This window comes from Westiellopsis prolifica IICB1 (assembly GCF_004323185.1).
Lineage (GTDB): Bacteria > Cyanobacteriota > Cyanobacteriia > Cyanobacteriales > Nostocaceae > Pelatocladus > Pelatocladus prolificus_A.
The window spans coordinates 1230757-1244662 of the sequence record NZ_NAPS01000002.1 but is presented as its reverse complement, the minus strand read 5'-3'; the positions used below and the strand labels follow the sequence as shown (position 1 = coordinate 1244662).

Here is a 13906-nt window from a genome sequence, read left to right as displayed (position 1 = left end):
AAACTCAAGCCATAAGTCATAGAACCTCACGGGATGTGGGAAACTCAGTCACTTTCAGTGCCCAGAGGAAAGAGACACGGGCGATATGAACATCGCCGTATGTGTTAATGCTGGTTTTTAAATGGATATAATCCCAGTAACCAGCAAACCCATATTAAGTCCCCTCGCCCACCTAATCCAAGATGGCTTGGCTTTCCCAACGACTGAACAAACAGTCTTGCAGATAATCCGAACTGGGGAAGTATTCGGAAGTGCGTACCAGGATTAGGCTTAGTGGGCTAGTCGCTGCTTGCGTTGTGAAGTTTGTTATTTACAAGCTCAATCCCTTTAGGGTTGAGTCAGTGACTCAAGTCTAGCTAAAAGAAATCTATATTGAGAATAACTGCAACAAGATTATCTTTTGCTGACAGCCTTTTTGGTAACACACCCTAACCTAGAAACTTGGCGAAAATTTATAAAAATTTATCTTGATTATTAGGTAGATGCTGGTTGGCTTGCTAGTAGACAAAGCCGAACAGTAGAGCTTGATTGTAACAAATACAGTTATACTGATTGAATACTCAGTCAATATATTATAACTCTAGTTAAGTCAATCGGCACAAATTAAAGTAGGGGTCGTCATTTGTCATTTGTCATTGGTGTGAGGACTAACAAAGAACCATTGACCATTGACCATTGACCATTGGCCATTGACCATTGACCATTGACTATTTGTACAGACGCAATTAATCGCGTCTACTAATGACCACTGATAAAGCATGAAAGTTGTATTTTTTGGTACTCCACAATTTGCGGTTCCGACTCTAGAAAAATTGCTGAATCATCCAGATTTTGAGGTATTAGCAGTTGTTAGCCAGCCTGATAAGCGCCGAGGTAGAGGAAACCAGCTAATACCTTCACCTGTAAAAAATGTTGCGACTACTCGCAGTTTACCAGTATGGCAACCCCAGCGAATCAAGAAAGATGCTGAAACTCTCACTCAACTTAGAGAAATTGGTGCAGATGTATTTGTAGTCATCGCCTATGGGCAAATTCTCTCTCAAGAAATTTTGGATATGCCTAAATTAGGTTGTGTGAATGTACATGGCTCGATTTTACCCAAGTACCGGGGGGCAGCTCCAATTCAGTGGTGTTTGTATCACGGGGAAAAAGAAACAGGGATCACAACTATGTTGATGGATGCGGGTATGGACACTGGCGCCATGCTATTAAAAGCTACTACACCAATCAACTTATTAGATAATGCCCAAGATTTAGGGGAAAAATTAGCCGCAATAGGTGCAAATTTACTAGTAGAAACTTTGCTCGGTTTAGAACGGACAGAAATTGAGCCAATTCCTCAAGATAATTCTGAGGCTACCTATGCACCTTTGATTAAAAAGGAAGATTACCAACTAGATTGGTCAAAGAGCGCAATCCAATTACACAATCAAATCAGAGGCTTTTACCCTAACTGTATCACTAGCTTTCGCAACCAACCAATAAAAATTACTGCAACCGCTCCCCTTGACTCTACTTATTGGCAGGAACTACCATTGGAGCTTCAGGAATATCTCCAAAAAGAATCTAATTCATTAACAATATCAGGTAATCCAGGAGAAGTAGTAAGCATTGCCAAGGGGATAGGAGCGATCGCGCAAACAGGAGATGGTTTGTTAATTATACAAGAAGTTCACTTAGCTGGGAAACGTCCCCAGTCAGGATGGGATTTTGTCAATGGTATGCGTTTAACAGTAGGAGAAGTGTTTGAAAATCTTCAAGGATAAAGCCAGAAGCCTGATTCAGTTACTAGTTACTATTTAGCAGCAAACAGTTACCAATTGATAACTAACTGATCACTGATTGCTGATTTCATAGTAGCGGCAAGATTCGCATGGTCCTTCTGGATTAACCGCACAGCGAATAATTTCTGAATGAGCATTGTAGCGGCAATTAGCATTGCCGACAATCCAACGTCCATCCAACCAGCTTTTTTCTTCTGGTCGTTTAGCAGATTGCACATACAAAGCTATTTTATACAAACGGTAACGCCCCGACTTCAGTTGATAACGGTGACGACGTTCTAAAACAGCATAGGTTTTTCCTTCTATATCAAGATAATTTCCCGGTTGGGGTATCCAATCAAGTTTCACACTTCCAAGGGACTGACGCGGATGCGTCAGAATTACCTCGGTTGGTAAAGTTTCTAGCTCCATAAGTTCTGGTAATGTGATTTACATTATTTAGGATAGTAACGCACTCAATGGCGCTAACATCTGGAGTTTATGTTATAGTTAACGATTATCTAAAAAAATGTAAAAAATAATATACTTTTAATTTGGATAAATGCGTCAGGATGTTGCGTGTCTTGAAAGTGGACACCAAGGGTCAGGGATCAGCAATTAACTGATACCAATGATGTATGAAGTATAAAATCAAAGATTAGAATCTCAATCATATAGCATTTATAAATAATTCATGAGAGACCAGATCTCCGACTTCTCTCTAGAAGTCAGGTATCTAGGCTTTGCGATTCTCATAAATAATATAGGATTGCTATATATCCGAAATCAGGAATCAAAGATTTGTATTTAAATTATGTCAATTTAAATCAATATAGGTTTCCAAGATATTTTGGGACTTAAATAAATCTCATCTGTGCCACATTTTTTTGTTTGTAGCTGGGCTTCAGCGCGGCTATGAACCAGTTTTGACTTTTTATTGAAATTAATTCAACAGACAATTTTGAAAATAAATTATTAAATTATTATGACCGCTTTCACAGATTTATTACTAAATTCAAAAGATTATCTTAAATACCATTATTGTCAGCAAACAGATTTCTTACAAGAAGTTATGGAATGTTTACAAGATGGATTACTAATTATTAGTGAAGTGGGTGAACTTATTTATGCTAATGCATCAGCACATCATATTTTTAATCAACTGAAACAAGATAGCTATGAACACCACAAATTACCACAAGCAATTTGGCATCTTTGTGAGTTGTTACTTGTCAACCGCAATCATCAATCGCTTAATAAAGTATTTTTTTTATCTGATGAAATTTCACTTAATCAGACAAAAATTTTTCGAGTCCGTGTGAGATGGCTTGATTTAACTAAATGCAAACGTTCTGGTTTTTTAGTTACAATTGAAAATCGTTATGAATCAATGAGAAACTTAGCGATCGCAGAAGTTGCTCAATATCATCTCACACAGCGAGAAACTGATATTTGGTGTCTATATAGAGCTAATTATAGTTATAAAGAAATTGCAGCTTATCTTTACATAAGTATTAACACTGTTAAAAAACATATGAAGAATATTCATGCCAAACGACGGCAAAATTTCTTAGAAAGCCAATTTTATCAAAGCACTCTATATAGTATATAAATATAAAATATCAGTAACTTTTTCCTATTGCTCATTAGGTCTTTTTTGTAAACGGATTAAATTATTGTAAATCTGTCGTTTTAAGTCATCATTATTTTGTAGTTGGAGAGTAATCTTGTTGAATTCATCAATGCTAAGACCATTGGATTCAACGATTTGCTGGGAACGATTGCAGTAATTGACTGCTATATCTTTAGCTTGGGATGGTAGAGAGGTGAAGCTAGTGGGTTCACTGCAAACAATCTTAGGAATTTCTCGATCACCAATAATTTTCTTTATTTCATCAAAAGCTTGTTGTCGTTCTGGTTCGATGCGTAATAAAGATCTAGAGTAGTTAAGTATATCTTTATTATTGAGTGGAGAATTTTGGGCATTAGCTGTTGAGCTAAATATCAAAACTGTAGAGAAAAAACTAGCTATGGTCAAAGAGCGAAAAAACACACTTTGATAAACCATTTGAGTTAGCTTAGGGCGACACAATAGTTGATATAGTCTGTTCATTTGCTGTGTTCAAAACAACTACAAATATCATTATGTTAATTAGAATGAATAATTTTATCAAAGAGAAGTTCCAAAAAAAAACTCAATTTCGGCTACATTCAGATTTTTTCTCATTTTCTTTGACATAACTGACAAATTTCGATAATTTTTGTCTGGAGTACTAACATTTCTACTGCCCCTTGTTTGAGGCTTACTTCTAATTCTAGTAATAGGGGTAAACAGTCAATTAGTTGTTGCACAGAAAGAGATTTAACTTCTTGTTGTAAAAAGTAAATACGCTTGGGGTTGCTGACTTCAGCTGCTTTGGCGATCGCTTGTGGGTCGCGTTCACCACTTTCGACCATGATTTTTACCCATAACCAGGTACGAAATTGACCAATCAGTGTCGCAATGATCCGTAAAGAGGGTTCACAAGCATTGATGAGATTAGCCAATATAGCTAAAGCTTTGGCTGTATCTCCGGCTTTCATAGCTGCTGCTAGTTGTAAGCTATTCTGATTAGTATTTCTAACTAGCTGAGTAATAACATCTATATCTTGTGGTTTGTTACTACCACCAGCATAAAGCTGTATTTTCTCTAACTCATTGTATAGTAGTCGTGTATCGTTGCCTACAGCTTCTGCTAAAATTTCTGCTGCTTGAGAAGTTAATTTTACACCCACAACTTGAGCAGTAGTCTGAACAGATTGTACCAATAGTTCTGTTTTCCAAGGCGGAATTAACGAGAATTCTCGATATTCAGCAGCAAATTGTTTTAAAAGTTTAGTAGACTTGAGCCGTTCATCAGGTTTATTACGGCTAGTCAGTAATAAAAATGAATCTTCGGGAATTACTGGTAAAGTACGTCCTAATTCTGATAAGACATTATCTGGACAGTGTTGGCAAATAGTTGTATTGACAAGCCATACCAAGCGGCCACCAGCACCAAAAGGTGGTGTCATCACTAGATTTAACCCAACGATCGCACTATCAGTTTGATCTGGCGAAAGGGTAGTGTAGTTAAAACTCGTCCATGAAGAATCAAGGACGCGATCGCGTAAAAGTGCAACTGCTTTTTCGATAGCAAAATCGTCCTCACCCCAGTAAACATGAATTGGCATGAGAAACCTCCTGTTATGAAAAATTAAATATTAAAAATTTAAAAAGAGGATGTGAAGGGTAAACATTGACAATTGACCAACAACCAACAATCAACAATCAACCACTAACAAATTAAAATCAAGGACAGAGTGCGAGGATATGAAACGTGGACGATAATTATCAAACCTACCTCAATCGGGTAGCACGGATGACACTACCAGAAGCCTATGGAACTCAAGTCCAGCATATCCTGGAATCTTCCAAATTTCAGCTGACACAAAATGGCAATAGACAAGCTGTGGGTTTTCCAGGTTATACAGTTATTACCCCGCCCCACCAAGAAGAAACACAAAACTCTAATTTCTACGCTCAATTGCAGAGTTATCAAGAGGAACTTTTGCAGTTACCGATTGGTAATAATCTGATTGTACCCGTACCCCCTGGTAGCTTCCATTTAACTTTGGCAGATTTGATTTGGGATAGTGCTTTTCGTGATGCTTGTGAAAAAAATCCTGACTACGAACAACAGTTGCGTTCTTGCTTTGCTGAAATTTTTCAGCAATATCAAAGATCTTTGACAAAACGTGTTGTTAACCCCATTCGTTGGCAAATGCTAGGACTTATGGTAATGACAAGGGCTGTAGCTGTTTGTTTAGTACCCCAAGATCAAAATTCTTACGAAGAGATCATTAATTTTCGTCGAGCAATTTATCAAAATCCTAACATCATGACTTTAGGCATCGAACAGCAGTATCACTTTACCGCCCACGTAACTTTAGGCTATTTTGGCGAAGTTTCACCAAATTTAGATCGCGCTCGCCTTGCTAACCTATTTTCACAGTTGAATCAACAATGGTTATTAAATACACCAGAATTTCTGATCAGTCTTGCGGAATTGCGAAAGTTTGACGATATGACTCGTTATTATCGCCAAGTAGATTGGCCTGCTTTAAATTTTAGTTAATCATTGGTCAAGTGTCATTGGTCATTAGAGACGCGATGAATCGCGTCTGTACAATTGGTTATTGGTCAAGTGTCATTGGTCATTGGTATTGGGTATGAATCAGTTAACAGTTAACAGTTAACAGTTTAATTTGATAACTGATAACTGATAACTGATAAGTCTCTCTTCCTCTTCTTCTAACTCTGCCATGCGTTAAGGAGTTTATTGACAACTCTGTTAATAGTTTGTTTAACCTGATTCTGGCGATACCATTTTTGGAAAGCGATTTCGTAATCTTCGCCTTTAGTTTGAAAGGTGTTCCAAGCATCAAGGGCTACACCCAGTCCCCAAAATAGCAAAATATACAGTGACCAAGATAGACCAGCACCACCTACTAAATCAACTAAAAGCAACACACCATTGACAATGGAAAATTTACCAAAGCGCTTTTTAAATCTCCCGATGCGATAATTGTTAAAAGCTTGCCTTTGCTGTATTTCTCCTTGGGTAACTTGCCAATCACGTTCTGCTAATTGCAGGGTTTCTGGGGGAATTTCTAATTCTCCAGCAATTTCTAAGAGTTGTTCATAGGAAAATTCTTTTTCTTGGTCTTTCGCTTGGCGGGCGATCGCCAAATGTAGAATTTTCTGTATATCTTCTTGAGTGTAGAAACGAGAGAGTTGATCTTCTGGTGCTGTCATAAGAATGTCTCTGTTATTACTTTGTATATAAGTTTCTCTATTTACTAACAGTTAGCCACTTGTGCGATCGCCAGCAACGCACTTGCCAATATCATTAGATTAGCAAATCTACGGTTGATTGTTTGTAATTTGTGGGTAGTTTACCACTATCTATCAGCAATTGGTAACCACACAATAAAAGTAGTTCCTGGTGTTTGAGGTGATGTAATAGCTGAGTTTAAAGCAGGGCTTTTTACTTCAATTTCTCCCTGCATTTGTTCTATTAGTTGTTTAGCAATAGCTATTCCTAACCCTGTTCCAGGAATTGTAGTTTGAGCTTGTACACCCCGGTAACGACGTTCACCCAGATGTTCCAAATCTTGGACTGGAATACCGGGACCTGTATCTGTAATTGCAACTCCTTGCAAATTGTCTTTTTGTTGTCCGGCTTCTATTAATATCTTGCCGCCCGCAGGAGTGTATTTTAAAGCATTATCAATGATGTTACTAAATACTTCTGTTAATGCCTTACGATTAGCGTGTACTAACGGTAAATGAGATGGAATATTTGTTGTAAGTTGTAGGTTACGTTCTTGGGCTATTGCTTGTGCTGAAACTAATAATGGTTGCAAGATTTCAGCTATGTAGCAATCTGCTTCTTTTTCTCCTGTTCCTGGTAATAATAATGCTGGTTTGTGTTCTTTCTCTACAGTTGCTTCTACAAATATTTCTTGTTGTTCTGGTAGTTTTAAAGGTGCTAAATTTTCTACTCCAAAATCAATCACTTCATCAAATTTCTTCAATAATTCTTGTAGGCGATCGCTCTCTCGCACTATACTTTCTGCTACTTCTCGGTTAGGATCTCCTGGTCGCAGTCGTTTGAGAAGCAGCTTTCCAAAGGTTCGCAATGCTGTCAGAGGATTACGAAATTGATGCAAGAGATTATCTAGTAAATCCTGCTGTTTTTCTTGGAGGATTTGTTGTTGATGCAATTGCATCTCCAACCATGTGCGTCGTTGATCTAAAATACAGGCAATAGCCAGTGTTCTAGCTATACTTTCTATGCGATCGCGCTCCTGTTCATTCCATGTCCTGTCTTCTCTGGCTGTCACTAGTAACCCCATGACTACATCTTTATAAACCAGAGGTAAAACTATTTTGTCGCCGCTTAATAGATACTCCTCGTGTGGATTTTTTGAAGTTCTATCTTCGGTCTCAGCATTTAATGGGGTAGGAAAATCTTTTGCTGCTGTCAATAACTTGTGATTCAGTTTTGGCAATGCTAAAGCATTTGCATGTTGAACTCCAACCGCCGTTTCCGGATAAACCACCAGTGGAATTAATTTCGCTTCACTTGTTGGAGCCTCTACCAATTCTTGTGTTAAATATACGACACTCAAAGACGCTCCTAGCCCTTGGACTAGTAAGGCCATTTGCTCTCGACACAGATCAATAAACTCCGAACTGGCAGACATTAACATTTTTTAGCTCTTGCTCACAATCGGGACAAAATAAATACGAGGACAAAGTGTGAGTTCTATATGTAACAAAGCTTAACTATATTTTGCAACTAATGACATTGGTCTCAAGGCAGAAGGTGAGTAAGCACCAACCAACAATACAGTTTATAAATACTTACCTAAATAATTTATCTACTTTAAAATAAATTATGTTTTTTGTATCAAAAGTTTAAAAACTGTTGATCTTTTGAACTAGAACTTTTATAATGACGACGGATTTTGTAGCTATAACTACAATCTGTAGCTTTGAAGAGGAGGAAAAAAGGTTGGCAAGGAGACGAAAGCGGAAAAGCCGTCGTCGGCAAGAAGGACGGCGTATCTTAGAGCATGTGCCCCAATATAGCATTGAAAGTGGCGAAGAGAAACCTGTGACAGCAGCCAGAAAATTTATTCAAGCTGAAGGGATATTGCCACCCGCTTTGCTGCTCGTAAAGCGCAACGAACATACAACAGATCGGTATTTTTGGGCTGAAAAAGGTTTATTTGGTGCTCAGTATGTAGAAGAGAACCATTTCCTATTCCCAAGTCTAAGAACCTTGGAACCTTCTCCAGTTCAAGAATCGATAGCCTTGGTTAGTCGCTAAAAAATTCAAGGCGATTTGTAGATTGTGATTGTGGCTTTTGACTTTTATTAACTGGCAAAATGCTCAAGATATCTAAAAATTTAATTTTTTTTTAATTTTAGGCTAATTTGCCAGTCAACTTTAGCACTCTGAATAAGACGAATCAAATCCTGTCAGATCTTTGTATTTGTAGGATTATATTTAGATAACAAGTCAACGACCCATGGCTAAAGCTGATGGGCTTCTAGCTCGCAGTTGAGCCGACTAAGTACTTTGCGTACTACGTTATTGGCGAGAGTTAAAGACCTACCAGGGAATGCGTAGCCAGTTCCCTGCTCTAGAACTGAAAGATTAAACAGGTTTATTTGGTTAAGCCAGTATCTTTCGGATAGTACCGACCAATAACATTGTCAAGGCTAACATTACCCCTTTTGGGAGGCACATCGCGTGCAGAACGGTTATCGCATTTGGCTAAAGAAAAAGAGGGAGGCTTAAAACCCCCTGATTTATTAGTGGGTCGTTCGAGTAATCAAGGGAACAAGCCTCCTTCTTTTTCCAAGATTCGCCTCGTTATGCGTACAGGGCGAAAAATTTCAGTTCGTAACTGCCCGGACGAAAGTAGATTGCAAAGCTACACGGGATTAAGTAACCCCCGTGTAATGGTGTAAATATTTAAGACACTTAAAAGTGCCGCGTCGTGTTTCCTCCCATGCCTAAAGGCTATGGGTTTCCACACTTACCGCGAGTTTTTATGATTGGTCAAAAATCAGAATTTTGTGATTTGGAAATGGTAACTGCAACTAGCGGTTGTTAGCTAGTTTTTAGCTTTAATACCCTTTTTAACTCAATTAGTTCATCTCGATGGGCAGTAACAGTAATAGTACTTGAGGATGGTGATTCGCTCTCGGTTGTTTCTACCTTCAGCGACACCTTCTCAAGTTTTTTAGCTTTTTTCCAGTAGTAAATTCCGACCAAAGGCGATAGTAATACCATCCCTAGAAAAAAAACACTCAGGCTAGGAAAAAGTTGTGACAAAACCAGTGATAGACAAAGAATACCAGTAGCAGCTAGCACGGTCAAAAATATGGCTAAAAACCAACTGGGACGAACATTGCCTTCAAAAATCACTTGGTTTTGTTCTGGGTCTACCGCTGCCACCCGGTAAGACCGCGCTCGAAAATACTCCCTTAATTGAGACATTAAAGTAGCTTCGTCTTGTTCAGATACCAGTTGTGCTACTTCTGTACGGTCTTTAGTAGAGGCACGGATAAAGAAAAATAATCCGACCGATAATAACAAAGTAAGCATCAACGTGGATGGCAGGATAGCGGTATCCATAATAGTGAGTTTTTACTGTTTGATTGGAGGGGACTTATTCATTATTCATTATCAGTGTATTCGTTAATTTGTCCTCCCATTTATGTACTGTTGCCAAAGACGAGCTAAATCTTGTGCTTGTGGAGTCCACTCGTAAGAAACTTGGTACATCCGCCGGGGACGTCCGCGTCCTTCAAGTTTTTTCCAATATCCTGTGATTGCCTTGTTGTCTTCGAGAAACTTAATCGCACTGTAAAGTACTGTATCCGAAAGGCGATAGTTGGGATATTCAGTTTCTAAGCGTTGGATTAACTCGGTTCCGTAAGACTCCCCTTGTAATAAAACGTACAAGATGTAACAAACTGCTAGTTCTTGACAAAGGTAAGTTGGCGGAGGATTCTCAAAGAATTGATATATATCCTCAAGTTTCATGGTTAGTGAAGAATTGCTAAAACAATGCCCAAGGGTTAAGCCTACAATCTTTTTTGTGAGTATATAGTGCTACCCCCCTACTTGGGTAAGTATATAACGCTACTTAGGCGAAATTAGCAAGCGCACACAATAAAATCATTAACCCAAGTTTGTAAGCGTAGGGACGGCACTTTCAGCACCAGAAATAAATTCCAGTGACAGCGCCTGATTGATGCGCCAGCTTGAGAAGTGCAAAATCATGCACTCCTTTTTGCCTCAAGCTCTAGTCAGTGTGGTGAGGAGCAAACAGACAACGGTTTCGGTTTGACCATTATCTTTGTGTTAAGTGATGCCGAGCGTGTGAGGACTGTTTAAGCATAAATTGTTGCCTTAGCAATTTTAAAGGTTAATTGCAAATTTTTCTGTAAAACTTAATAAACACTTTTTTTACAGCGATCGCACCAGTATAAATCTTTAAATATCAAGCATAAGTTAATATCTATAATTTTCAACCCTTGCAGCTCTTGACACATTCCAAGTCCCATAGTCTACTGAATTTTTAGACTTGGCATACTTAAAGGCTATTGTTTATATCCCTGTTTGAACAAAAATTGCGACAGATAGATAACCCAAAAGCTCATCCAGTCAACATTTACCAATCACAATGGTATTAAGTGTCATAGTTAATTTATCAATTAATCAAGCCCTCCAGCACATAGGTAATCACTATGTCAGTAGACTCTCAATCATCTTCCTCTCGTCGTCAAGAAATTGCCAAAATCTTTCGCCTCGTTGGTTGGATTAGCTTTTGGATTCAGCTAGTGCTAGGCGTAGTTTCTACAATTATTGTGCTGTTATATGGTGTTTTTAGTCAAAGACCTGGTAGTCCGAGTAATAACCCAGGTAATGGATTTGGTGTATTTCTGGCAGTTTGTGGACTAGTTACCTTGGGTGTAGGTGTATATTTAGCTTTCCGCTACACCCGTATTGGCAGACAACTGTTATCTTCTAATCCGAGTAATCACCCCAGCAAACTAGAAACAGTCCAAGTCTTGCGGTTAGGGCTATTAGTAAATTTAGTCGGAATGCTGTTGACTTTGTTAGGAGCGCAGGCGATTGTTGGTACTCTGGTAGCAAGGTCTATATCTCCCCAAGCAATTACTACACAATTGTTTGACCCCAACCGCATTATTAGTGGTCTAGATATGCTTGTGGTGCAAGCAAACACTAATACTGTCTCTGCTCACTTCGCTGGACTTGTAGGGTCAATTTGGCTACTCAATCGCATTACTCGTTAGATGAAGAGTGTGGGGAGACTGGGAAGAGCGGGGAGAGCGGGGAGAGCGGGGAGAGCGGGTAGTGTGGGGAGTAATGTAGAGACGCGATTCATCGCGTCTGGGAGAGCAGGGAGACAAAAAAGTCAATTCCAACTCTAAAATCCAAAATCCAAAATCTAAAATCTTAAATCGAATCGCTCATTTCCGGAATCATTTCTGTGGGCTGTGGAGACTAATACATGTTCCTGACACAAGCATCTTACCAGGGACTGATACAAGTTAAGCCAATGAGGTGATATTAGAAATTGGAGGTCTAACACGATGAGAGAATTACAAACTTGGAGATTTGGGATACAGTTTCTTTTCAGTACAGTAATGATTGGTCTTTGTACTTTCCAGCTTGTCAACGATAAAACTAAAGAAAATCAGACACTGTATTGGAGTGGTTTAAGCACTGTGCTAGCCTATTGGCTACCTTCTCCTTCTAGTACTCAAGAAGAGAATTTCAGCCAACCTAAAGCCAACCAACAAGAAAAATAATCTTAAGAAATATATAATTTTTATTATTTAGCGATATTTAAGAAATAGTTAAGCGATCGCACTATTAAAATAATCAAAATATTGGTAGAACCGATATAATTATTGGAAAATTGCCCTGGAAATGCCTAAAACAAATTGCAGTGTGATAGCCCCGGCGGTAATGCTGGGGCAAAATTTTGGCAAATTACTTATTCTTATACTAAAAACTGAGAAAAATCTGTGCTGGATATTAAGCAAATACGGGAAAATCCACAATTTGTACAACAGAGGTTGAATACTCGTGGTAGTAACTATGATATTCAGCCGATAGTAGATTTAAATAAACAACAACGTGAATTGGAGGGTAAGCGTAGCCAACTTCAAGCGCGTAGTAATGAAATTGGTAAGCTGGTTGGACAAAAGATTAAATCTGGGACAAATCCTCAAGACCCAGAAATTCAAGCCTTGCGGGATGAGGGTAACTCTGTTAAAGCCATATTAAGCGAACTGGAACCGCAGGAAAAAGAAATCATAGCCAAAATCCAAGAACTAGTACTTGCACTCCCTAATTTACCCAGTGACACCACACCCATAGGGAAGAATGAAGAAGAAAACGTGGAAGTGCGGCGCTGGGGTGATGAGTACATTCCGCAAAACGCGAATATTATCCCGCACTGGGAAATTGGGGAAAAGTTGGGTATTCTCAACGCCGAACGGGCTGTGAAAATTGCCCAAAGTCGCTTTGTGACCTTGATTGGGGCTGGAGCAGCACTAGAGAGAGCATTAATTTCTTTTATGCTGAATCGCCAAACAGCAGCAGGATATGTAGAAGTTATTCCTCCGTTTTTAGTTAATAGTGCTTCACTGACAGCTACCGGACAACTACCCAAGTTTGCGGAAGAAAGCTTTAAATGCGCTGATGACGATTTGTGGCTTATCCCCACAGCAGAAGTACCCGTCACCAACCTTTATCGCGGTGAAATTCTCGCTGGAGAAGATTTACCTATTTATCACTGTGCTTACACTCCCTGTTTTCGCCGTGAAGCTGGGAGTTATGGGCGGGATATGCGGGGATTAATTCGGCTGCACCAATTTAATAAAGTAGAGTTGGTGAAATTTGTCCATCCCAGCACTTCTTTTGAGGAACTAGAAAAATTAGTTGGTGATGCAGAAGCAATTTTACAAGCTTTAAAGTTGCCTTATCGAGTCATTAATTTATGCACTGGGGATATAGGATTCCATTCTGCCAAAACCTATGACTTAGAAGTTTGGCTTCCTTCGTCTGGGAAATATCGGGAAATTTCCAGTTGTTCTAATTTTGTAGACTTCCAAGCACGACGGGCTGATATTCGTTTTAAAGAAGCTGGTAAGAAAGGAACACAGTTAGTCCATACCCTCAATGGTTCCGGGTTAGCTGTGGGACGAACAATGGCGGCTATTTTGGAGAATTATCAACAAGAAGATGGTACGGTGAAGATACCAGAAGTCCTACAGCCTTATTTGGGACGGGAAGTTTTGTGATTTTTGGTTCGTAATTAGTAGGGTGTGTTAGCGACAGCGTAACGCATCGTAAATCATGATGGGTTAGGCCGCCAATTGATTTTAAATCATGTAGAGACGCGATATATCGCGTCTGGTACAACGCCAAAAATATGACGAAAAATCCTTAACCCAGCAGTATTAAAGACTCATCGGCGAGAATCAAAGACTCGTGCGCGAG

The 13906-nt window shown here is 39.0% G+C and carries 14 protein-coding genes; 7 read left to right on the top strand and 7 right to left on the bottom strand.

Going from position 1 to position 13906, the window contains the following annotated elements; genetic code table 11:
* Positions 1-758: 758 nt before the first annotated feature.
* Complete coding sequence (fmt, locus tag B4U84_RS19650) at positions 759-1766, top strand: methionyl-tRNA formyltransferase (RefSeq protein WP_131120207.1); 1008 nt, start codon at positions 759-761, stop codon at positions 1764-1766.
* 69 nt (positions 1767-1835) lie between these two features.
* On the opposite strand, the gene B4U84_RS19645 is transcribed toward fmt, so the two are convergent.
* A complete protein-coding gene (locus B4U84_RS19645) occupies positions 1836-2195 on the bottom strand; it encodes a DUF6464 family protein (protein WP_017310839.1) in 360 nt (119 codons plus the stop codon).
* Positions 2196-2748: 553 nt separating this feature from the next.
* Between B4U84_RS19645 and B4U84_RS19640 the strand changes: the two genes are divergently transcribed.
* Positions 2749-3375, top strand: coding sequence for a helix-turn-helix transcriptional regulator (locus tag B4U84_RS19640; protein WP_044447042.1), 627 nt, complete (start codon positions 2749-2751; stop codon positions 3373-3375).
* 24 nt (positions 3376-3399) lie between these two features.
* On the opposite strand, the gene B4U84_RS19635 is transcribed toward B4U84_RS19640, so the two are convergent.
* Together B4U84_RS19635 and holA are read right to left on the bottom strand one after the other, a co-directional pair.
* Positions 3400-3876 carry a DUF4168 domain-containing protein gene (locus B4U84_RS19635; protein WP_044447044.1) on the bottom strand — a complete coding sequence of 159 codons (477 nt, stop codon included), beginning with the start codon at positions 3874-3876 and terminating at the stop codon, positions 3400-3402.
* Positions 3877-3986: 110 nt separating this feature from the next.
* Entirely contained in the window at positions 3987-4976 is a 990-nt protein-coding gene (gene holA / locus B4U84_RS19630; RefSeq protein WP_131120205.1) for a DNA polymerase III subunit delta, read from the bottom strand.
* Positions 4977-5122: 146 nt separating this feature from the next.
* Between holA and B4U84_RS19625 the strand changes: the two genes are divergently transcribed.
* Complete coding sequence (locus B4U84_RS19625) at positions 5123-5920, top strand: DUF1868 domain-containing protein (RefSeq protein WP_131120203.1); 798 nt, start codon at positions 5123-5125, stop codon at positions 5918-5920.
* Positions 5921-6096: 176 nt separating this feature from the next.
* Here B4U84_RS19625 and B4U84_RS19620 read toward each other — a convergent pair whose 3' ends face one another.
* Entirely contained in the window at positions 6097-6600 is a 504-nt protein-coding gene (locus B4U84_RS19620) for a 2TM domain-containing protein (protein ID WP_017310834.1), read from the bottom strand.
* Positions 6601-6746: 146 nt separating this feature from the next.
* Positions 6747-8060: a GAF domain-containing sensor histidine kinase gene (locus B4U84_RS19615; RefSeq protein WP_017310833.1), complete on the bottom strand. Its 1314-nt coding sequence runs from the start codon at positions 8058-8060 to the stop codon at positions 6747-6749.
* A gap of 305 nt (positions 8061-8365) precedes the next feature.
* On the opposite strand from B4U84_RS19615, the gene B4U84_RS19610 reads away from it, so the two are divergent.
* Positions 8366-8683 carry a DUF3155 domain-containing protein gene (locus B4U84_RS19610; protein ID WP_026081913.1) on the top strand — a complete coding sequence of 106 codons (318 nt, stop codon included), beginning with the start codon at positions 8366-8368 and terminating at the stop codon, positions 8681-8683.
* Positions 8684-9472: 789 nt separating this feature from the next.
* Here B4U84_RS19610 and B4U84_RS19605 read toward each other — a convergent pair.
* On the bottom strand, positions 9473-10000 hold the full coding sequence (locus tag B4U84_RS19605) for a cofactor assembly of complex C subunit B (RefSeq protein ID WP_131120201.1): 528 nt from the start codon (positions 9998-10000) through the stop codon (positions 9473-9475).
* 63 nt (positions 10001-10063) lie between these two features.
* The gene (locus B4U84_RS19600) at positions 10064-10411 is read right to left on the bottom strand and encodes a PadR family transcriptional regulator (RefSeq protein WP_017310830.1); all 348 of its coding nucleotides are present in this window, start codon (positions 10409-10411) and stop codon (positions 10064-10066) included.
* Between the two features lie 707 nt (positions 10412-11118).
* Here B4U84_RS19600 and B4U84_RS19595 point away from each other — a divergent pair.
* From B4U84_RS19595 to serS, 3 genes are all read left to right on the top strand, one after another.
* Positions 11119-11688 (top strand): DUF3611 family protein, encoded by a 570-nt coding sequence (locus B4U84_RS19595; RefSeq protein ID WP_017310829.1) that lies wholly within the window; start codon positions 11119-11121, stop codon positions 11686-11688.
* Between the two features lie 300 nt (positions 11689-11988).
* Entirely contained in the window at positions 11989-12207 is a 219-nt protein-coding gene (locus B4U84_RS19590) for a hypothetical protein (protein WP_017310828.1), read from the top strand.
* A gap of 219 nt (positions 12208-12426) precedes the next feature.
* The gene (gene serS, locus B4U84_RS19585; RefSeq protein WP_131120199.1) at positions 12427-13707 is read left to right on the top strand and encodes a serine--tRNA ligase; all 1281 of its coding nucleotides are present in this window, start codon (positions 12427-12429) and stop codon (positions 13705-13707) included.
* The last annotated feature ends 199 nt before the right edge of the window (positions 13708-13906 follow it).

Excerpts from the sequence above, each read along its gene's own strand:
- fmt (WP_131120207.1), top strand. The coding sequence starts at position 759 with ATGAAAGTTGTATTTTTTGGTACTCCACAATTTGCGGTTCCGACTCTA.
- B4U84_RS19645 (WP_017310839.1), bottom strand. The coding sequence starts at position 2,195 with ATGGAGCTAGAAACTTTACCAACCGAGGTAATTCTGACGCATCCGCGT.
- B4U84_RS19640 (WP_044447042.1), top strand. The coding sequence starts at position 2,749 with ATGACCGCTTTCACAGATTTATTACTAAATTCAAAAGATTATCTTAAA.
- B4U84_RS19635 (WP_044447044.1), bottom strand. The coding sequence starts at position 3,876 with ATGAACAGACTATATCAACTATTGTGTCGCCCTAAGCTAACTCAAATG.
- holA (WP_131120205.1), bottom strand. The coding sequence starts at position 4,976 with ATGCCAATTCATGTTTACTGGGGTGAGGACGATTTTGCTATCGAAAAA.
- B4U84_RS19620 (WP_017310834.1), bottom strand. The coding sequence starts at position 6,600 with ATGACAGCACCAGAAGATCAACTCTCTCGTTTCTACACTCAAGAAGAT.
- B4U84_RS19615 (WP_017310833.1), bottom strand. The coding sequence starts at position 8,060 with ATGTTAATGTCTGCCAGTTCGGAGTTTATTGATCTGTGTCGAGAGCAA.
- B4U84_RS19605 (WP_131120201.1), bottom strand. The coding sequence starts at position 10,000 with ATGGATACCGCTATCCTGCCATCCACGTTGATGCTTACTTTGTTATTA.
- B4U84_RS19600 (WP_017310830.1), bottom strand. The coding sequence starts at position 10,411 with ATGAAACTTGAGGATATATATCAATTCTTTGAGAATCCTCCGCCAACT.
- B4U84_RS19595 (WP_017310829.1), top strand. The coding sequence starts at position 11,119 with ATGTCAGTAGACTCTCAATCATCTTCCTCTCGTCGTCAAGAAATTGCC.
- B4U84_RS19590 (WP_017310828.1), top strand. The coding sequence starts at position 11,989 with ATGAGAGAATTACAAACTTGGAGATTTGGGATACAGTTTCTTTTCAGT.